The organism is Streptomyces sp. CA-251387 (genome assembly GCF_050936625.1).
Classification (GTDB): domain Bacteria; phylum Actinomycetota; class Actinomycetes; order Streptomycetales; family Streptomycetaceae; genus Streptomyces.
The window spans coordinates 3,697,060-3,716,503 of sequence record NZ_JBNJMJ010000001.1; the positions used below are offsets into that span (position 1 = coordinate 3,697,060).

At 70.8% G+C, this 19,444-nt stretch carries 15 protein-coding genes; 1 reads left to right on the plus strand and 14 read right to left on the minus strand.

Annotated features, from left to right (window positions below; genetic code table 11):
* Positions 1 to 46 precede the first annotated feature (46 nt).
* The 11 genes from ACQEV2_RS16440 to ACQEV2_RS16490 all read right to left on the minus strand — a co-directional run bounded on the left by ACQEV2_RS16440 (position 47) and on the right by ACQEV2_RS16490 (position 13,010).
* Positions 47 to 1,261 carry an SUKH-4 family immunity protein gene (locus ACQEV2_RS16440; protein WP_433041185.1) on the minus strand — a complete coding sequence of 405 codons (1,215 nt, stop codon included), beginning with the start codon at positions 1,259 to 1,261 and terminating at the stop codon, positions 47 to 49.
* A 263-nt stretch (positions 1,262 to 1,524) separates the two neighbouring features.
* Complete coding sequence (locus tag ACQEV2_RS16445) at positions 1,525 to 2,052, minus strand: AAA family ATPase (RefSeq protein WP_433041188.1); 528 nt, start codon at positions 2,050 to 2,052, stop codon at positions 1,525 to 1,527.
* A gap of 28 nt (positions 2,053 to 2,080) precedes the next feature.
* Positions 2,081 to 4,390 (minus strand): xanthine dehydrogenase family protein molybdopterin-binding subunit, encoded by a 2,310-nt coding sequence (locus ACQEV2_RS16450; RefSeq protein WP_433041191.1) that lies wholly within the window; start codon positions 4,388 to 4,390, stop codon positions 2,081 to 2,083.
* Positions 4,387 to 6,105 (minus strand): 2Fe-2S iron-sulfur cluster-binding protein, encoded by a 1,719-nt coding sequence (locus tag ACQEV2_RS16455; protein WP_433041194.1) that lies wholly within the window; start codon positions 6,103 to 6,105, stop codon positions 4,387 to 4,389. The genes ACQEV2_RS16450 and ACQEV2_RS16455 overlap by 4 nt, the downstream gene beginning before the upstream one ends.
* Positions 6,102 to 6,995: an FAD binding domain-containing protein gene (locus ACQEV2_RS16460; RefSeq protein WP_433041197.1), complete on the minus strand. Its 894-nt coding sequence runs from the start codon at positions 6,993 to 6,995 to the stop codon at positions 6,102 to 6,104. The genes ACQEV2_RS16455 and ACQEV2_RS16460 overlap by 4 nt, the downstream gene beginning before the upstream one ends.
* Before the next feature lie 224 nt (positions 6,996 to 7,219).
* The gene (locus ACQEV2_RS16465; RefSeq protein ID WP_433041200.1) at positions 7,220 to 8,830 is read right to left on the minus strand and encodes a beta-N-acetylhexosaminidase; all 1,611 of its coding nucleotides are present in this window, start codon (positions 8,828 to 8,830) and stop codon (positions 7,220 to 7,222) included.
* Positions 8,831 to 8,845: 15 nt separating this feature from the next.
* Positions 8,846 to 9,706, minus strand: coding sequence for a carbohydrate ABC transporter permease (locus ACQEV2_RS16470; protein ID WP_433041203.1), 861 nt, complete (start codon positions 9,704 to 9,706; stop codon positions 8,846 to 8,848).
* A 5-nt stretch (positions 9,707 to 9,711) separates the two neighbouring features.
* Positions 9,712 to 10,602, minus strand: a complete 891-nt coding sequence (locus tag ACQEV2_RS16475; protein WP_433041205.1) for a carbohydrate ABC transporter permease — start codon at positions 10,600 to 10,602, stop codon at positions 9,712 to 9,714.
* Positions 10,599 to 11,894 carry an extracellular solute-binding protein gene (locus ACQEV2_RS16480; protein WP_433041208.1) on the minus strand — a complete coding sequence of 432 codons (1,296 nt, stop codon included), beginning with the start codon at positions 11,892 to 11,894 and terminating at the stop codon, positions 10,599 to 10,601. The genes ACQEV2_RS16475 and ACQEV2_RS16480 overlap by 4 nt, the downstream gene beginning before the upstream one ends.
* 226 nt (positions 11,895 to 12,120) lie before the next feature.
* Positions 12,121 to 12,408, minus strand: coding sequence for a DUF3039 domain-containing protein (locus ACQEV2_RS16485; RefSeq protein WP_274239322.1), 288 nt, complete (start codon positions 12,406 to 12,408; stop codon positions 12,121 to 12,123).
* Between the two features lie 29 nt (positions 12,409 to 12,437).
* Positions 12,438 to 13,010 carry a YqgE/AlgH family protein gene (locus ACQEV2_RS16490; protein ID WP_030054423.1) on the minus strand — a complete coding sequence of 191 codons (573 nt, stop codon included), beginning with the start codon at positions 13,008 to 13,010 and terminating at the stop codon, positions 12,438 to 12,440.
* Positions 13,011 to 13,263: 253 nt separating this feature from the next.
* Here ACQEV2_RS16490 and murA point away from each other — a divergent pair, with 253 nt between their 5' ends.
* Entirely contained in the window at positions 13,264 to 14,604 is a 1,341-nt protein-coding gene (murA, locus tag ACQEV2_RS16495; protein WP_004000875.1) for a UDP-N-acetylglucosamine 1-carboxyvinyltransferase, read from the plus strand.
* A 153-nt stretch (positions 14,605 to 14,757) separates the two neighbouring features.
* Here murA and ACQEV2_RS16500 read toward each other — a convergent pair whose 3' ends face one another.
* The 3 genes from ACQEV2_RS16500 to ACQEV2_RS16510 all read right to left on the minus strand — a co-directional run bounded on the left by ACQEV2_RS16500 (position 14,758) and on the right by ACQEV2_RS16510 (position 19,385).
* Positions 14,758 to 15,039 (minus strand): HU family DNA-binding protein, encoded by a 282-nt coding sequence (locus ACQEV2_RS16500; RefSeq protein ID WP_007498188.1) that lies wholly within the window; start codon positions 15,037 to 15,039, stop codon positions 14,758 to 14,760.
* Positions 15,040 to 15,357: 318 nt separating this feature from the next.
* The gene (locus ACQEV2_RS16505) at positions 15,358 to 16,782 is read right to left on the minus strand and encodes an NAD-dependent malic enzyme (RefSeq protein WP_433041214.1); all 1,425 of its coding nucleotides are present in this window, start codon (positions 16,780 to 16,782) and stop codon (positions 15,358 to 15,360) included.
* 314 nt (positions 16,783 to 17,096) lie between these two features.
* Entirely contained in the window at positions 17,097 to 19,385 is a 2,289-nt protein-coding gene (locus ACQEV2_RS16510) for a HelD family protein (protein WP_433041217.1), read from the minus strand.
* Positions 19,386 to 19,444: the final 59 nt, after the last annotated feature.

A 19,444-nucleotide genomic window follows, 5' to 3' on the forward strand; every position in this document is an offset into this window, starting at 1 on the left:
CTCGCCCCCGCTGTCCGCCGGTCATTTCCCCTGCCCGCCGGTCACTTCAGCGCACCCCGCCCACCGACTCCAGCACCCCACTCGCCACGTCCTGGAACACCTCCGTCCAGTAGTGCCGGCCGTCTCCGCTCGCCGCCGCGACGCCGGTCGGGTCGACGGTCGACAGGACCTGGAGCATCGTCATGGCCAGCTGGTCGTAGGTGTCGGTCGTCAGCTCATGGCCCGACTCCTCGTCGATCGCCTGCTCGCGGTGCAGCAGCCAGAGCGTGAAGGCGAGGGTCGAGACGTCGGTGTTCAGCGGGAACAGCCTCGCCTCGGGCTCGCTCCAGTTGAGGACGGCGCCCGTTTCGCCGTCGATGACGAGGCTGTTGTCCTCGACGAGATGGCCGAGGCGTATCAAGTGGTCGGCCCGGGCGGGCAGTTCGGGGCCCCACTCCTCGTCGGCGTAGTACTCGGCGAGCGTCTGCAGCGGGACGTCCGTGTCCAGGGTGAACAGATAGCCGTCCTCCGGAAGGCCCACCTCGCGCAGGAAGCGGCGGGTCGGCTCATGCGTGAGCGTGGCGGGGAAGTCGACCTCCTCGAAGCGCACCACCTTGCCCTGGCCGAACTCCCGGTCCAGGAGGCGTTGGGGCAGGTCCAGGGCCAGACCCGACGCACCGGCCCGGCCCGCCACGAGCGCGAGCGGGCGGATCAGGGCCGCCATCCTCCAGAACGGCGCCGGCTCGCCGTCCGTGCCGTCCTCGAACACCGCCAGCAGGTGCCGCGACGCCTCCGCGACAGCCTTCGGGCCGTAGTGGCCGACGTAGGAGGCGAACTGGCCGCGCAGGCCCGCCAGTTCGTCCGTCGCCTCCGCGAAGCGGACCAGCGTCCGCAGGGACGGGGCCAGCGGGCGGCGGTCCATCAGGTCGGGGCGGTCGTGCAGGAAGTACGTCGTCGAGATCTCGCCCGTGGTGCCGTCCAGCAGGACCGACTCCGTCTCCAGGGCACCGCCGGGGCCCAGCAGTCCGCCTATCACCAGCTGGTCGCGCAGCTCCGCAGCCAGCCGGCCGTCCGGGTCGCCCGTCGAGTCCGCCACTGTCCGCAGGCCCTCGCGGCACAGCTCGGCGAAGCTCAACACGCCGCTGTCGCAGGGCAGTCCGGGGCCGGTCAGCCAGCGCCGCGTCGACGCGTGCGTGACGTACGGATCCAACTCGGTCTCGGTCAGGGTGATCGCCGTATCACCGGCGTGCTCACCGGCGTAGGTCGTAATGGTCGTGCTCATGGACTCCCCCGCATGTGCTCGCTCACAGCCCCGGGCAGGACACAGCCGATCGACCAGCCCGCCGGGCTCGGCGGCCGTCCCACTGCTCAGAACACTACGCGCCACCACTGACAACGCACCGGACCAGCGACGACACCGGCCACACCGCGAACGGCACCACCACCGGCAACTCTTCCGGGCGCGTACCACCACCGGCAACTCATTTGCGGGCGCGCCGTCTTCAACACCGCTCCACCGGAGAAACCGCTTCACAAGAGAAGACGTCAGCCGACCCTCGCGCGTTCCCGCCCCGCCAGAATCGCCTCCACGGTCTCCTGCACGGTCAGCTCCGAGGAGTCCACCCACAGCCCGATCCGCGGCGTCTGTGCCCGTAGCGCTCCGTCCAGCGCCTCGACCGTCCAGGCCCCGTACCCCGTCTTCGCCCGCCCGGCCTCCCGCGCCGCCACGGCCTCGGCGCTCGGCGCCAGGACGACCACGTACAGCGGACGTGTGCGCACCAGCCGTACGTACGCCGGCAGTTCCTCGCCCAGCACCACGTCCTGCACGACCGCCGTGAACCCGGCGTCGGCGTAGGCGTCCGCCGTCGCCGCCGACAGCCGGTACCGCAGCCGCAGCTGGGCCTCGCCCTCACCGCCGACGCCGGGCTCGTACTCCTCACGTCCGGAGACGATCATGCGCCGGAAGACGTCCCCACGCACATGAGCCGCCCGCGGCAGCTGCTCGGCCAGCGCCTGCGCGACCGTCGACTTCCCGGCCGCCATGACGCCGGTGATCAGGACGACCCCGTCCATCAGGACAGCCGGGAGCAGGGCCGGGGGTTCACTGCCCCGTCACCACCGCCGCCTGCGGCCGGATCGGCAGGCGGTTCACCGGGCGGCCCGTCGCGGCGCGTACGGCCGACGCGATGGCCGCCGGCGAGGTCACCACCGGCACCGCGCTGACCGCCTTCGCGCCGAAGGGCGCGACCACGTCCCGTTCCTCGACCAGCCTCACGATCCGGATGTCCGGGGCGTCCAGGGCCGTCGGCAAGGAGTAACCCGTCAGGTCGGGGTGGCGGATCACGCCGCGCGCGCTGCGCAGGTTCTCGGTGAGCGCTATGCCCACGCCCTGCGTCACGCCCGCCTCGATGCGTGCCTCCAGCTGGGCCGGGTTCAGCACGCGGCCGACGTCCTGGGCGAGCGCCAGCTCGACCACCCGGACCGAGCCCAGTTCGATGTCGACGTCCACCACCGCGCGGATCGCGCAGAAGGCCATGCCCACGAAGGCGTCGCCCTGGCCGGTGTCGTTCAGCGGTTCGGTCGGGTGCGGGCGGCACTGGGCCGTCGCCCACAGTTCCTTGCCGTCCAGCGCCTCGGTGACGGTCGTCGACAGGACGCCGTCGTACGAGGTGATCTTTCCGTCAGTGATCTGGAGCAGCTCCGTGGACATGCCGAACTTGTGCGCCAGGGGCTGGAGCAGCTGCGTACGGACCATCTTGGCCGCCCGCTCCACCGCGCCGCCCGACACCCAGGTGTGACGGCCTCGGCAGCCCGCGCCGGCCGGGGGCTGGTCGGTGTCCACGGGCGCTACGTGCACCTCGTCGATGCCGAGCGTCTCCTGGACGATCTGCCGGGCCAGTGTCGTGAAGCCCTGCCCCGTCTCGACGGCCGCGCACAGCACTGTCGCGACGCCGTCGTGGACCTTCACCGTCGCCGTGGAGACCTCGTCCGCGCCCTCGGCGCCGAGCATGTGCACCATGCCCAGGCCGTAGCCCACGCCGCGGCGCACCGCGCCCGGTTCGCCCGCGCCCTCGGGGCCGCCGGGCAGCAGCCACTCGTCCTCGGGCGTGTCCTTGGGGAGGGGCGGAAGCGGGTAGTCCCGTACGGCCTGGAGCAGTTCCGCGACCGGCGCCGGGCAGGTCACCGTCTGGCCCGTCGGGAGGACGTCGCCCGTCGCCATGGCGTTGCGCAGGCGCAGCTCGGCCGGGTCGATGCCGAGTTTCTTCGCCAGCTTGTCCATCTGCGCCTCGTAGGCGGCGCACACCTGCATGGCGCCTTCGCCGCGCACGTGGCCGGAGGGCGGGTTGTTGGTGCGTACGGCCCAGCCCTCGATGAAGGCGTTCGGGACGACGTACGGGCCGCAGGCGAAGGCGACCGCGGCGGCCAGGGCGTCGGAGGACGTGTCGGCGTACGCGCCCGCGTCCAGCAGGATCTGCGCCTCGACCTTCACGAGCTTGCCCTCGGCGTCCGCGTGGTGGCGGTAGCGCAGGAGGGTGGGGTGCCGGTGGGTGTGGCCGAGGAAGGACTCCTCGCGCGTGGCCGTGAGCTTGACCGGGCAGCCGGTCTTGAGCGCCAGCAGGCCGAGCGGGAGCTGGAAGCCCTGGTCCTCGCGGTCGGCGGTGGCGCCGGGGACGCCGGTGACGACGACCTTGACGCGCTCGGGTTCCAGGCCGTAGCAGGCGGCGGCCCGGTCGCGGTCCGTGTGCGGGTCGGTGGAGGCGAGGTAGAGCTCCACGCCGCCGTCGGGGCGCGGCACGGCGAGGCCCGCCTCGGCGCCGATGGGGGCCGGGTCCTGGCGGCCGATGCGGTACAGGCCCTCCACGACGATGTCGCCGACCGCGTCGGGGTCGCCGTGACGCAGCGGGATGTGGCGGATCAGGTTGCCGTCCGGATGCAGCGGCTCGGCCTCGAAGGCCTGCTCGGGGTCGGTCACCGGGTCGAGTACTTCGTACTCGACGATGACGGCCGCGGCGGCTAGGCGGGCGGTGTCGGGGTGGTCGGCGGCGACGGCTGCGATGGGCTCGCCGTGGTGGCGTACGACCTCGGAGGCGAAGACCGGGCGGTCGGCCTTGCCACGGCCGAGCAGCGGGCTGCCGGGGACGTCCTCGTGCGTGACGACGGCCCGGACACCGGGCATCTCGCGCGCGTGGGAGGTGTCGATGGACTTGATGCGCGCGTGCGGGTGCGGCGAGCGCAGTACGGCCGCCCACAGCAGGCCCTCGGCCCACAGGTCGGCCGCGTACGGGAAGGTGCCCTCGGTCTTGGCGCGGGCGTCGGCGGCCGGCAGGGGGGCGCCGAGGCCGTGCGGGATCGGCTCGGAGGCGGGTGCTGCCTCCGCGGCTGTGGTCGCGGTGGCGGCTTCGTTGCTCACGCCTGGCCTCCGTCCTGTCCGTACGCCTGGTCATGCGGCCCCATGGCACCGGGCGCCTCGAACACCGACGGGTGGATCCCGCCGGCCCCCGGGCCCGCCTGGTGGGGGATACGCGGCTCGTCGCCGTTCTGTTCGCCGTCGTCGGCCGCCGTGTGCGCCTCGCGCTCGGCGACGACCTCCTTGACGGCCTGCACGACGCCCCGGTAGCCGGAGCAGCGGCACAGGTTGCCGCACAGCGCCTGGCGGGTCTCCAGCTCGGTCGGTGCCGGGTTGCCCTCCAGCAGGTCGTGCACGGTCATCGCCATGCCCGGCACGCAGAAGCCGCACTGCACGGCGCCGCACCGCGCGAGCGCCCGCTGCACGTCGGAGGGCTGTCCGTCCTCGGCCAGCCCCTCGACCGTACGGACCTCACTGCCGGCGGCCGTCACGGCGGGCACCAGGCAGGACGCGACGAGCCGTCCGTCGACCTGCACGTTGCAGGCGCCGCACTCGCCCTGCGAGCAGCCGTCCTTGGCGCCCGCGAGGCCTAGCCGCTCGCGCAGCACGTAGAGCAGCGACTCGCCGATCCAGGCGTCGGAGACGGGCCGGTCGACGCCGTTGACGCGCAGGACGTAGGAGGCGAGGGGGTGTTCTTCGCCGGGGAGCGGAGGTGCGTCGTCGGAGGCTGCGGGCTGCGCGGGTTCCCCGGCGGCCTCCTGGGCGGATTCGCCGCCCTCGGCCGGGACGGGCTCGGCGGAGGCCTCTGCGGGGCCCCCTGCGGCCTCTGGGGCGCCTTGGGCGTCCGGGGCGGCCTCGCCGGCCGCGGGAGCGTCCTGCGGGGCCGCTGCGGCGGTTTCGGTGGGGGTCTCGCCGGGCGGTGCGGACGCGGTGTCCGCGGAGGCGTCTGCGGGCTCCCCGGAGCCGTGTGCTGCGGAACCGGGCTCCACGCGTGCGTGCCCGCCCGGCGCGGGCGGGGCCCCTGCCGACTGCTCGTGCGGGTTCGGAGCAGGCTGCTCGCCGGGCTGGTCGGTGCCGTGTACGGCGCGCTGGTCACCGGGATGTGCTCCGCGCTGCCCCGGCACGTGCCCGGCCGCCGTCGGCTGCCCGGCCGCATGCCCGGCTCCGGATGCCTCCTCGGTCATCGCCGCGGCCTGCTGGCCCCACGGCTGCCCCGTCGCCTGCGTCGCCCACGGGGCGGGCGCACCGCCCGGCAACGTGGCCGGCGGGGTGCCGCCCCACTGCTCGACCAGCGACGACGTGGTGAACTCGCCCGATTCGTCCGGAAGGTCACCCTCGGCGACGGGAATCGACCACTGCCCGGTGACGTCGTGACCGGGCGCCCCAGTGGCCTCCTGGCCCGCCTGACCTGCCGCGGTCTCCGAGAAGTTCCACTGCTGGGTGACCCCGGGGTTGTACGTGAACTGGCCGCTGTCCTGCGGGGCGGCGTTCGGGTCTGGCCACTGGGCGCCCTCGGTGGGCACGCCCGCGACGGGCCAGCCGCCGGGGGCCGCGGGGTCGGTGCCCGCGGGCGAGCCGGGCGTGACCGTTATCTGCGGCGGCACATACCCGTGGCCGGGCGCGGCGAGCGGGCTGTCGGAGGAGGCCAGAAGGGCGTCGATGCCCCCTTCGGGCAGCTTGACGAAGGCGGTGGCGCCGTCGTCGTAGTCGCCCTGGGGCAGCGGATCCCAGCGGCCCCCGCCCTGGCGCCTGCCCTCTCCGTGCTGATCGTCGGTCATGACAGCGCCCTCCCCAGTGCTCGTCGGGCCAGCGCGGCGACGGTGCGCCGCAGGTGCAGTACGGCGGGCGGATGCTGAGTCACGGAACCGTCCTCGGCCGGGGCCGGGTCGGGGATGCAGGCCGCCGCGACGTACTCCCCGAAGGCGTGCAGCGCCTCCGGGACGATCGCGCGGTTGTTGTCCCAGTCGATCAGCTGGGCGACCCAGTGCTCGGCCTCCAGGGGCCTCAGCGGCATCGGCGCTATGGCGCCGACGGCGCACCTGACTCCGCGCCGGGCGGGGTCGAGGACGACGGCGACGGACGCCATCGAACGCCCCGGGCCGGTGCGGCCGGTGGCCTTGAGGAAGACCTGCGGGGCGTGCAGCAGCGGCACGCGCACGTAGCCGATGAGTTCGCCGGGGCGCAGCATCTCCATGCCGGCCAGCAGGTGCGACACCGGGATCTCCCGGCGGGCTCCGCCCGGGCCCGCGATGATCAGGGTCGCTTCGAGGGCGGCGAGGACCGGCAGCGCGTCACCGGTCGGGGACGCCGAGGCGATGTTGCCGCCGAGGGTGCCCGCGTTGCGGATCTGCGGCGGGCCCGCGGCGCGTGCGGCGGCCGCTAGCGCCGGGATCAGGGCGGCGAAGTCGGGGCGGCCCATGCGGGCGTGCGTGAGGCCGGCGCCAAGCAGGGCGTGACCGTCCTGGTACTGCCAGCCACGGATCTCGCTGATCTTGCCGAGGCCGACCAGTGCGGCGGGCCTGAGCTGCCCGGAGTTGACGGCGGCCATCAGGTCGGTGCCACCCGCGACCGGCACGGCGGCGGGCATGGCGCCGAGTGCCGCCACGGCCTCGTCCAGCGTCGTGGGCAGCGTGACGGCCTGCGCCGCCTGCGGTGCACTCGTGGTCAAACCGGCTGCCCCTTCCCGCTGCCCCACCTGGTCCCACCTGTGCTGCCGTACGGTACGTGCTGACAGGGCGGACGTGGCAACTCTGGCACATCTTCGCAGGACCCGAAGACAGGGGTCCGCTAGGAGGCATTCGCCCACCTCACCGGGTAGATGGTCCGTTTTCGCACGGCATCACCGGTGCGTTCCGAATGACACTCTTCGGTGACATCTTGCCGGTTTTTCCATTATCTGTTCGGGGGCGGGCCGTCGATCGGGCGGCCGAGCACACCAGGGCGCCTCTGCCACGGCCGCGGTCCTGTCGGCGGCCGGTACGCGACCCCCAGGGCGTCAAGTCGCCCGTAATGGGCGGCCATCCGCCGCTCGAAGCCGGCGAAGTCCCGCTGCTCCGGGGCAGGCAGGCGGCTCCAGGCCACCTCGGCGAAGGCGGCGAGGCGCGGGAAGGTCTGGTAGTCCACGCGCGCCTGGTCCTCCATCACCTCCGTCCACACGTTGGCCTGCGTGCCGAGCACGTGCCGGGCCTCGTCCGGCGTCAACTCCGCGGGAACGGGCTCGAACCGGTAGACGTCCTCCAGGGTGCGGACGTAGCCGATGGGCACCGGCTCCTCAGCGCCCGCGTCCTGACGGTGGTCCAGATACACCTGCTGCTCGGGGCACATGACGACGTCGTGACCCGCGCGGGCCGCCGCGATGCCGCCCGCGTACCCGCGCCAGGACGACACGGCCGCGCCTTTCGCGAGCCCGCCCTCCAGGATCTCGTCCCAGCCGATGAGCCGGCGTCCGCGCGCGGAGAGCCAGCCGTCGAAGTGGCCGATGAACCAAGCCTGGAGCTCGTCCTCGTCCCTCAGCCCGAGTTCCCTGATGCGCGCCTGTGCGGTGGCCGACTGCCGCCACTGGTCCTTGAGGCATTCGTCACCCCCGACGTGAATGAACTCCGACGGGAACAGTTCCAGGACTTCCTCGAAGACCCCCTCGTAGAAGCGCAGGGTGTTGTCAGTGGGGGCGAGTACGTTCGGATTGATCCCCCAGGTGTCCCAGACGGAGAGCGCGGAGGTGTCGATGACGTCGGTGTTGCCGAGTTCCGGATACGCGGCGATGGCGGCCTGCGAGTGGCCGGGTACGTCGATTTCGGGGACGACGGTGATATGCCGCTCGGCGGCGTACGCGACGATCTCGCGGATGTCGTCCTGGGTGTAGAAGCCACCGTGCGGCTTGTCGTCCCAGAGCGGCGAGGCCCGATGGCCGAATTTCGTACGCGCCCGCCAGGAGCCGACCTCGGTGAGCCGGGGGTACCTCTTGATCTCGATGCGCCAGCCCTGGTCGTCCGTCAGATGGAAGTGGAAGACGTTGAGTTTGTGGGCGGCCATCAGGTCCAGGTAGCGCAGGACGCCGTCCTTGGGCATGAAGTGCCGGGCCACGTCGAGCATGAGGCCGCGCCAGCGGAATCGGGGGGCGTCCCGGATCTCCGCCAGGGGCAGCCGCCACGTACGGTCGGGAAGGGGTGCGCGCCGGAAGGCGTCGGGGCCGAGGAGCTGGCGCAGCGTCTGGGCGCCCCAGAAGACACCGGCGGGCGAGCCGCCCTGGATGTGGGGGCCATGGGGGGCGATGACGAGGCGGTATTCCTCGGCGTCGAGGCCTGGCCGGACGGACAGATGGAGGACGTCGTACTCGTCCCCCTTCTTGGGCGGCAGCGCGAGCCCGGTCGCCGCGCCGAGCGTCGCGCGCAGCCAGCGCGCGGTGTCCTCGGTGCCCGGCCCGGCCTCGATCCCGAGGCCGTCGCCGAGGTCGTAGAAGCGCTCGGCCCGCTCCATCTGGCGAGGTGCCGGAATGAGATCCATGAATGATCAGACCCTTCAGTCCTTGACCGCGCCGCCGAGCCCGGACACCAGGCGCCGCTGTACGAGTACGAAGAAGACCAGCACCGGAACGGTCATCACGGTAGAGGCCGCCATCACCCCGCCCCAGTCCGGCTCGTCCGGCTTGTAGAAGACGAGCAGGGCCATCGGCAGGGTCGACTGGGAGGTGTCGCTGATGATGAAGGACTTGGCGAACAGGAAGTCGTTCCAGGCGGAGATGAAAGAAAACACGCTCGTGGCCACGAGCCCCGGGAAGACCAGCGGGAAAAGGATCTGCCACAGGAATCGCGACCGGCTCGCCCCGTCGATGTACGCGGCCTCCTCCAGGGCCTCCGGAACGGCCTTCACAAACCCCCGCAGCATCCAGATCGCGAACGGCAGCGAGAAGGCGATGTGCGGCAGGATCAGCGAGCCGAGCGTGTTGAGTTGGCCGAAGTCCCGCATGAGGAAGAACAGGGGGATCGTCAGGGCCTCCACGGGCACCATCTGGGCCACCAGAAACATGATCAGCAAGGTGGTCCGGAAGCGGAAGCGGAATCGTGTCACCGCGGTCGCCGCGAGAAACGCGATCAACGCCGAGACGATCACCACACTGCACGCGACGGCAAGGCTGTTGACGAAGTAACGGCCGAATTCGTTCTGCTCGAAGACCCGGCGGAAGGAATCCAGGGAAGGGGCGAGCGTCCAGGGCCGCGGCTCGCTCGACTCGATCTCCCCCGCCGGTTTGAAGGCGCTGAGCACCATCCAGTACAGCGGGAACGCCACCACCGCGGCGATCAGCACCGCGGACGCCTCCGCGAGCAGCCGCCAGGGCCGCCGAACGAAGGTCAGGGAACGCACGGAACGCACGGAACTCATGGACTTCACAGCTCCTCCCCCTGCCTGCGCAGCAGCCGCAGATACACCAGCGTCACCGCCAGCAGGATCACCAGCATCACCACGCCGATCGCCGAACCCAGGCTGTACTGCGAGGACGCGAACGCCTTCTGGTAGGCGTAGACGTTCAGCACGAGGTTCTGGCCCGCGATGCCGCCGCCGTTCGTCATGACGTAGATCTGCGTGAAGACCTTGAAGTCCCAGATCACCGACTGGATGGTGACGACCACCAGGATCGGCCGCAGCATCGGCGCCAGCACCGACCGCCAGATCCGCCACTGCGAGGCACCGTCCAGCGCGGCGGCCTCCAGCACCTCGGCCGGTACGGCACGGATACCGGCGTACACGGTCACCATCACGAACGGGAAGGAGCACCAGACGACTTCGAGCAGGACGAGGAAGAAGGCACTGAACCGCCCGTACGTCCAGGAGTGGTCGCCGAGCCCGAGCACCCGGTTCACCGGCCCGAAGTCCGGGTCGAACAGGAACAGCCACACCGTCGAGCCGGTGATGGCGGGCGTCGCCCACGCCCCCAGCGCGGCCAGCATCAGCGCCAGCCGCGGCACGGCACGCACGCGCGTGAGCAGCACGGCGAGGGCACAGCCGACGGCGAGCGTCGAGACGACGCACGCCGCCGCGAACACGACCGTGGCGAGCAGCACGTGCCAGAACTGGTCGTCGCCGAGGAGCTCGGCGTAGTTCCCGAACCCCTGGAAGGTGGTGGGCTCCCCGCCGCTGACCTGCGCCTGGGTGTACTGGAAGAAGGAGATCAGCCCGAGCTGGTAGATGGGGTAGACGAGCAGTCCGCCGAGGACGACGAGAGCGGGGGCGAGATAGAGCCACGGGGTCCAGGTGGTGCGGTTGGTCACTGAGGTCACCCGTTGGATCCGAACGCGTCGTCCATCTTCTTCGCCGCGTCCCCCGCAGCCGCCGCCACGTCCTTCTTGCCGCTGATGACCTCCTGGAACATCGTCGGAAGAACCAGCGACGAGTCGATCTGTGCCCATGCGGGCGAGGCAGGTACGAACTTGGTGCCCGCGGCAAGGGTCTCCGCGAAGGGCTTGACGTACGGCTCCTTCGCCGCGACCTGTTGCCTCACGTCGGAGAAGGTGGGAAGGAAGCCCATCGCCTCGAACATGGAAGCCTGGGTCTTCTTGGACGCGAGCTGCTCCATCAGCTCGACCGCCAGCGTCCGATGCGACGTGCTCTTGAGCACCCCGATGTTGTTGCCCCCGGCGAACGCCGGCGCGATCGACCCCGCCTTCACCCCCGGCAGCGGCACGACCGCGTACTTGCCCTTCACCTTCCCGGCCTCCACCGCCGCGTGGCTGAAGTCGCCGCCGATCGCCATGCCCGCCTTGCCGGCCGCGAACGCGGTGATCGTGTCGTTGCCTCCCATGCCCGCGCACTTGGCGGCGGGACAGTTGTCGTCGGTGAAGAGGGACGTGTACGCCTTGATGCCCTTCTGGGCCGCCGCGCTGTCGATCGCCGAGGCGTACGAGCCGCCCTCGCCCGTGGCGATCTCACCGCCGTTGGCCCATACGAAGGGCATCGCGCCGTACGTGTACGCCCCGCCCACCACGAGGCCGTACAACTCGGGCTTGGCGGCGCGGATCTTACGGGCGGTCGTCGCCAACTCGGTCATGGTCTTCGGGGCTTGGAGGCCGAGCTCCGCGAAAACGTCCGTGCGGTAGTACAGGGCGCGGACACCGACGTAGAAGGGCGCGCCGTAGACCTTGCCGTCGACGGTGACGGACTGCTCGGCGGTGGGGTCGGTGTCCTTCGTCTCGCTCCAGGCGCCGAACTCCTTGGTGACGTCGAGGAGTCCGCCGTCCTTCACATAGCCGGCGGTGTCGGTGTTGCCGTACTCCATCACGTCGGGAGCGGACTCCGGGTCGTTGAAGGCGGCCTTGACGCGCTGGGCGCGGGTCTCGACCGGGATGTACTCGACCTCGACCTTCGTGCCCTCGTGGGCCTTCTCGAAGGCGGCGACGACGGAGTCGACGACCTTCTCCTTCGGCTTGTTGCCGACTTCCTGGAAGAGCCAGACCCGGAGGGTTCCGGTCCTGTCGTCCTTGTCGGAGGAGGAGTTGGTGGAGGTCTGCGGGGCGCAGGCCGCCACGGCGAGGGCCACGAGGAGCAGGGCGGGGAGTCGGGGGGAGAGCTTCATGGAGTGTTCCTCCGAAGATGCGCGTGTTGCAACATGCGCAATGGATGTTTCGCTCTGCACAACACACCGGAGGCTAGGGACTGCATGAACACGACCACAAGAGGTCTCAACCACTCTGTGACCGGCTGGCGCACCCTGTGCAACGCGCGAACAGCACAAAGGCCCCCGAGGCGCGCAAAACACGCCTTGGGGGCCTTACCCGCGTCCGGCCGCGGCCGGGGGGAAGTTACTTGTCGCCCTTGCCCTTGCCCTTGTCGTCGCCGCCGGCGCCCATGGACTCGTAGATCTCCTTGCACATGGGGCACACGGGGTACTTCTTCGGGTCGCGGCCAGGCACCCAGACCTTGCCGCAGAGCGCCACGACGGGGGTGCCGTCGAGGGCGCTCGCCATGATCTTGTCCTTCTGGACGTAGTGGGCGAAGCGCTCGTGGTCGCCGTCGCCGTGGGACACCTGTGGCGTCGGCTCTACGAGGGTCCCCGTACCAGTCCCGCGCTCGGGCTCGAGAGTGCTCATAACGCCAAGAGTACTGAAGCTCACATGTTTCAGTTGAGCGAAGGGTCGTCCGGGTACGTGGCCACCATCGCGAGCTCGTTGCGCTGGCGGCGCAGCACCTCGCGCCAGAGTCTCTCCGGGGAAGGCGAGGAGACGTCCCCCGGCTCGGACTCGACGACGTACCAGGCGCCTTCCACCAGCTCGTCCTCCAGCTGACCGGGTCCCCAGCCCGCGTACCCGGCGAAGATCCTCAAGGAGCCGACGGCCGAGGCGAGCAGTTCCGGCGGCGCCTCCAGGTCGACGAGTCCGATCGCGCCGTGCACCCGGCGCCAGCCCAGCGGGGCGCTCTCGCCGTTCGCGTCGCCGGGGATGACGGCGACACCGAGCGCCGAGTCGAGGGACACCGGGCCGCCCTGGAAGACGACGCCGGGTTCGCCGGCGAGGTCCGCCCAGCCCTCCAGAATGTCGCCCACGTCCACGGGGGTCGGACGATTGAGGACGACACCGAGGGAGCCCTCCTCGTCGTGGTCGAGAAGGAGCACCACCGCGCGGTCGAAGTTCGGGTCCGCCAGGGCGGGCGTGGCCACGAGCAGCCGCCCTGTGAGCGAGGACACCTCGGTCATGCCAGACATGATCCCGCATCTTCCCTTCGTGTGGGGAGGCAATCCCGGTTCGCGAGTGAATGCAGCTCAGGGCGGAAAGGAGCGTCCCCGGGCGCACGGGGGCGGTGGTGACCGTTCGTGCCCGACGGCGAACGGTTCGTGTTGTGACAGAGCTATGACGTTCCTGAGCCGTCCTTGGGCTTACAGAAGGGGGGGCGGCGGCGATTACCCTTTCCCTCCTGGCCCCTGCCCAACTCATCGGAACGCGAGATACATGACCGTCAACGACGATGTCCTGCTTGTCCACGGCGGAACCCCGCTGGAGGGCGAGATCCGTGTCCGCGGTGCGAAGAACCTCGTACCGAAGGCCATGGTCGCCGCCCTGCTGGGCAGCGCGCCAAGTCGACTGCGCAACGTGCCGGACATCCGTGACGTGCGTGTCGTACGCGGTCTGCTGCAGCTGCACGGGGTCACGGTGCGTCCGGGGGAGGAACCGGGCGAGTTGGTGATGGACCCGTCGCACGTGGAGAGCGCGAACGTCGCTGACATCGATGCCCACGCGGGTTCCAGCCGTATCCCGATCCTGTTCTGCGGCCCCCTTCTGCACCGCCTCGGCCACGCGTTCATCCCCGGCCTCGGCGGCTGCGACATCGGCGGCCGGCCCATCGACTTCCACTTCGAGGTGCTGCGGCAGTTCGGCGCGCGCATCGAGAAGCGGGCGGACGGGCAGTACCTGGAGGCTCCGCAGCGGCTGCGCGGCACCAAGATCCGGCTGCCGTACCCGTCCGTGGGCGCGACCGAGCAGGTGCTGCTGACGGCCGTGCTCGCCGAAGGCGTCACCGAGCTCTCGAACGCGGCCGTGGAGCCCGAGATCGAGGACCTCATCTGCGTCCTGCAGAAGATGGGCGCCATCATCGCGATGGACACCGACCGCACGATCCGCATCACCGGTGTGGACAGTCTCGGCGGTTACACCCACCGCGCCCTCCCGGACCGCCTGGAGGCCGCCTCCTGGGCGTCCGCGGCGCTCGCGACCGAGGGCAACATCTACGTCCGTGGCGCCCAGCAGCGCTCGATGATGACGTTCCTCAACACCTACCGGAAGGTGGGCGGCGCCTTCGAGATCGACGACGAGGGCATCCGTTTCTGGCACCCCGGTGGCCAGTTGAAGTCCATCGCGCTCGAAACGGACGTGCACCCCGGTTTCCAGACCGACTGGCAGCAGCCGCTGGTCGTCGCCCTCACGCAGGCGACCGGGCTCTCCATCATCCACGAGACGGTCTACGAGTCCCGCCTCGGCTTCACCTCCGCGCTGAACCAGATGGGCGCCCACATCCAGCTCTACCGCGAGTGCCTCGGCGGCTCCGACTGCCGCTTCGGCCAGCGCAACTTCCTGCACTCCGCGGTCGTCTCGGGCCCCACCAAGCTCCAGGGCGCCGACCTGGTCATCCCCGACCTCCGCGGCGGCTTCTCGTACCTCATCGCGGCCCTGGCGGCCCAGGGCACGTCCCGGGTCCACGGCATCGACCTGATCAACCGGGGCTACGAGAACTTCATGGAGAAGCTCGTCGAGCTGGGCGCGAAGGTCGAACTGCCCGGCAAGGCACTCGGCTGACACACATACGCCGATGGGGCGGTCACCCGGACTCGGGTGACCGCCCCATCGGCGTTTTCTGCAGCGCCCCAAGGGGCGCGGGGAACTGCGCGACCAGCCACAGCGGGCTCGCAGTCGCCCACGGCGCCAGGCCATAACGGCGAATAGGCGCTCTTACTTACCCTTGGCCGCTTCCTTGAGCTTGGAGCCCGCGGAGACCTTCACGCTGTAGCCGGCCGGGATCTGGATCGGGTCGCCGGTCTGCGGGTTGCGCGCGGTGCGAGCGGCACGGTGGGTGCGCTCGAAGGTCAGGAAGCCAGGGATGGTGACCTTCTCGTCGCCCTTGGCGACGACCTCGCCGACGGTCTCGGCGAACGCGGCCAGAACGGCGTCGGCGTCCTTGCGGGTCACCTCGGCGCGGTCGGCCAGCGCGGCCACCAGCTCACTGCGGTTCATGTTGTTACTCCCGTGTTCTTCTTGCCGTTGAGGCGTCAGATCGAAGCCGATGCTGCCAGGGTCCTCGGACAGTCCCCGGACCCGGGTCCGTCGTCAGACCCTCGCGCCCGGGACGCATCCTGCCCCTACCTGCGGCGGGAAAGCCAATCCGGCACCCGCAGGAGTCGTGAGAACACCCATGGGAGTCACACGAAGAGAGGGCCTCAGCCTGGCCGTCACCATAAACGGCGGCTGGAGGCCCTTGGTTCCACGACGCGCCGTCACAAGGGCTTGCCGTGGCGATCCTCACAGGGCCCGCACACGTTTGGCGCTGGGCGCCTACTCGGCCGACGCCACCGCGCTGACCGCCTTCGCGGCCTCCCGCACCGCACCGGCGACCGCGCCCGCGACCTTGTCGTTGAACACGCTCGGGATGATGTAGTTCGGGTTCAGCTCGTCCTCGGTCACCACATCCGCCAGCGCCTTCGCGGCCGCGAGCATCATCTCGGTGTTGACCGTGCGGGACTGCGCGTCCAGCAGACCGCGGAAGACACCCGGGAAGACCAGCACGTTGTTGATCTGGTTCGGGAAGTCGGAGCGGCCCGTGGCCACAACTGCCGCCGTCTGGCGGGCGATTGCCGGGTCCACCTCGGGGTCCGGGTTCGCGAGCGCGAACACGATCGCGTCCTCGGCCATGGCGGCCACGTCGTCGCCGTCGAGGACGTTCGGGGCGGAGACGCCGATGAAGACGTCCGCGCCGCGTACGGCCTCCTTCAGCGTGCCGGTCAGGCCCTCGGGGTTGGTGTTGTCGGCGATCCAGCGCAGCGGCGAGTCGGCGGGGGCCTCGCGCAGGTCCTCGCGGCCGGCGTGCACGACGCCGTGGATGTCGGCGACGACGGCGTTCTTCACGCCGGCGGCGAGCAGCAGCTTGAGGATGGCCGTACCGGCCGCGCCGGCGCCGGACATGACGACGCGGATGTTCTCAATCGCCTTGCTCGCCACGCGAAGTGCGTTGGTGAGGGCGGCGAGGACGACGATCGCGGTGCCGTGCTGGTCGTCGTGGAAGACGGGGATGTCGAGGGCCTCGCGCAGCCGCGCCTCGATCTCGAAGCAGCGCGGGGCGGAGATGTCCTCGAGGTTGATGCCGGCGAACCCGGGGGCGATCGCCTTGACGATCTCGACGATGGCGTCGGTGTCCTGGGTGTCGAGGCAGATCGGCCAGGCGTCGATGCCGGCGAACCGCTTGAAGAGGGCCGCCTTGCCCTCCATGACGGGCAGCGCGGCCTTCGGGCCGATGTTGCCCAGGCCCAGCACCGCCGAGCCGTCCGTCACAACCGCAACGGAGTTGCGCTTGATCGTCAGACGCCGCGCGTCCTCGGGGTTCTCGGCGATCGCCATGCAGACGCGGGCCACACCCGGCGTGTAGACCATGGAGAGGTCGTCACGGTTGCGGATGGGGTGCTTCGACGCCATCTCGATCTTGCCGCCGAGGTGCATGAGGAAGGTACGGTCCGAGACCTTGCCCAGAGTGACGCCCTCGATGCCGCGCAACTGCTCGACGATCTCGTCCGCGTGCTTGGTGGACGTGGCCGCGATCGTGACGTCGATACGGAGCTTCTCGTGGCCGGACGCGGTCACGTCGAGGCCGGTCACCGAGCCTCCGTGGGACTCCACGGCCGTGGTGAGCTGGGAGACCGCGGTTCCGCTCGCGGGCACCTCCAGCCGGACCGTCATCGAGTAGGAGACGCTGGGCGCCGTTGCCATGGCCGACTTCCTCTGCTTTCACCGTGTGACGCTGGGTATGCCGTCCGATCGTCGCACCTACCGTCGAGTAGGAGTTAGCCGGGCTTGAATTGCGAACGTATTGTTCGCCACGTCTTCTCATGAAAAGAGACCCACGTCACGGGGTGACGTGGGTCTCTCTACGTTCATGACACCGACCCGCCATGCTCGCCTCGCGGCAAGTGGTCCCTCTAAGGGACGAAGGTTGGGCCCGGGGGCTTGGATCGAGCCGGTGTCACACCCAGGCTAACAAACAGATCCCGTACGGCCATTCCCGTACCGGTGGTTCATCCGGATCAATCTCTGAGGAGGTCCGGCATCCCGGTGGCGTCCGGCTCGTCCCGCTCCGCCGACACGACCGTCAGCTGCTGGGTGGCCCGGGTCAGCGCGACGTACAGCACCCGCAGTCCGGCCGGCGACTCGTCCGCGATCTCCGCCGGGGAGACGACGACCGTCGCGTCGTACTCCAGGCCCTTCGCCTCCAGGCTGCCGAGCGCCACGACCCGGTCGCCGAGCCCGGCGAGCCACTTGGCCGCCTCCTCGCGCCGCTGCATGGCGACGACGACGCCGACCGTCCCGTCGACGCGGTCGAGCAGCCGGGCGGCCTCCTCCCGGACGGTCTGGGCGAGAGAGTCGCGTACGACCGTGAAGCGCGGCTCGACACCGGTCGACCGTACGGCCGACGGTGCCGTCGAGCCCGGCATGGCGAGGGCCAGCACCTTCGACGCGAGGTCGGCGATCTCGGCCGGGTTGCGGTAGTTCACGGTGAGCTGGAAGTGGCGGCGCGGGCGGCTGCCGAGGGCCTCGTCCCTCGCCTCGGCCGCCTCGTCCACGTCGGACCACGACGACTGGGCCGGGTCGCCGACGATCGTCCAGGTCGCGTGACGGCCCCTGCGCCCGACCATCCGCCACTGCATCGGCGTGAGGTCCTGGGCCTCGTCGACGATGACGTGGGCGTACTCGGTCCGCTCGGCCGCCAGCCGTTCGGCGCGCTCGCGCTGCGACTCCTCGCGGACCGGCATCAGCTCCTCCAGGCCGGTGAGCTGGTCGAGCGGGTCCAGCTCGCGCTTCTTTTTCGGGCGGGCCGGGCTGCCGAGGATCGCGTGGAGCTCGTCGAGCATGGCGATGTCGTGCACGGAGAAGCCGTCCCGCTTGAGGGAGCGGGCGACCCGGCGGACCTCTCCGGGGTTGAGGATCCGGCGGGCCCAGCGGCCGAGCCTGCGGTCGTCGGCCATCGCCGTCAGGACGTCCTTCGGGGTCAGCTCCGGCCACCAGGCGTCGAGGAAGGCGAGGAAGCTGTCCTCCGAGGTCACGTCCTCGTCGAAGGACGAGCGCAGCTCGGCGGCCAGCTCCGGGTCGGTGTGGCGGGAGGCGCCGCCGGACTTCGCCCACAGGGCGTCGAGCAGCAGCCGGCGGGCGCGCGGGCGCAGCAGGTTGACGGGCGCCGTACCGCCCAGGGCGTTGTGACGGATCCGCTCCAGCTCCCCGGCCTCCAGTTCGAGCCGGCGGCCGAAGGCGACGACCCTGAGCCGGGTCGGCGAATCGTTCAGCTCCAGGGCTCCGCGGGCGGCCTTCCGCAGCACCTTGAGCATGCGGTGCGAGCCCTTGGCACGGGCCGTGGACGGGGAGTCGTACAGCGTGGCCTCCACCCCGTCGACGAGCGAGCCGATCGCGCGAATGGCGACCTGGCCCTCCTCACCCAGCGACGGGAGCACGCCCTCGGTGTACGCCACCAGCAGCGGGGTCGGCGAGACGATCAGGATGCCGCCCGCGTACCGGCGCCGGTCCTGGTAGAGCAGGTAGGCGGCGCGGTGCAGCGCCACGGCCGTCTTCCCGGTACCCGGCCCGCCCTCGACGTACGTCACCGAGGCGGCGGGGGCGCGGATGACCAGGTCCTGCTCGGCCTGGATGGACGCCACGATGTCCCGCATGGTGTGGCTGCGGGCCTGGCCGAGGGCGGCCATGAGGGCGCCGTCGCCGATGACGGGCAGCTCGTGGCCGTCGAGGAAGGCCTGAAGTTCGGGGCGCATGAGGTCGTCCTCGACGCCCAGCACGCGGCGCCCCTTGGAACGGATGACCCGGCGCCGTACGACCCGCCCGGGGTCGACCGGCGTGGAGCGGTAGAAGGGCGCGGCGGCCGGGGCCCGCCAGTCGATGACCAGCGGGGCGTAGTCCTGGTCCAGCACGCCGATGCGGCCGATGTGCAGGGTCTCGGCGATGTCGGCGGTGTTGTCCTCGCGGACCGCGCCCTCCGCGGGCTCGACCGCGGTGTAGGCGCCGTCCGGCCCCTTCTTGCCGTCCTTGCCGAGCAGCAGGTCGATACGGCCGAAGAGGAAGTCCTCGAACTCGTTGTTGAGCCGGTTGAGGTGGACGCCCGCGCGGAAGACCTGCGCGTCCCGCTCGGCGAGCGCGCCGGGCGTGCCGACCTGGCCGCGCTTGGCCGCGTCGTTCATCAGGAACTCGGCCTCATGGATCTTCTCCTCGAGGCGCCGGTACACCCGGTCCAGGTGTTCCTGTTCGACGCTGATCTCTCGATCTCTCAGAGAGTCTTCGAGCGCGGTTTCCTGTTGAGCCTGAGCGGCCACCGGGCCCCCTTCTGACGTGCTGGGCAGCCGTCAACCGTACGCGAAGGGGACCCGGAAAA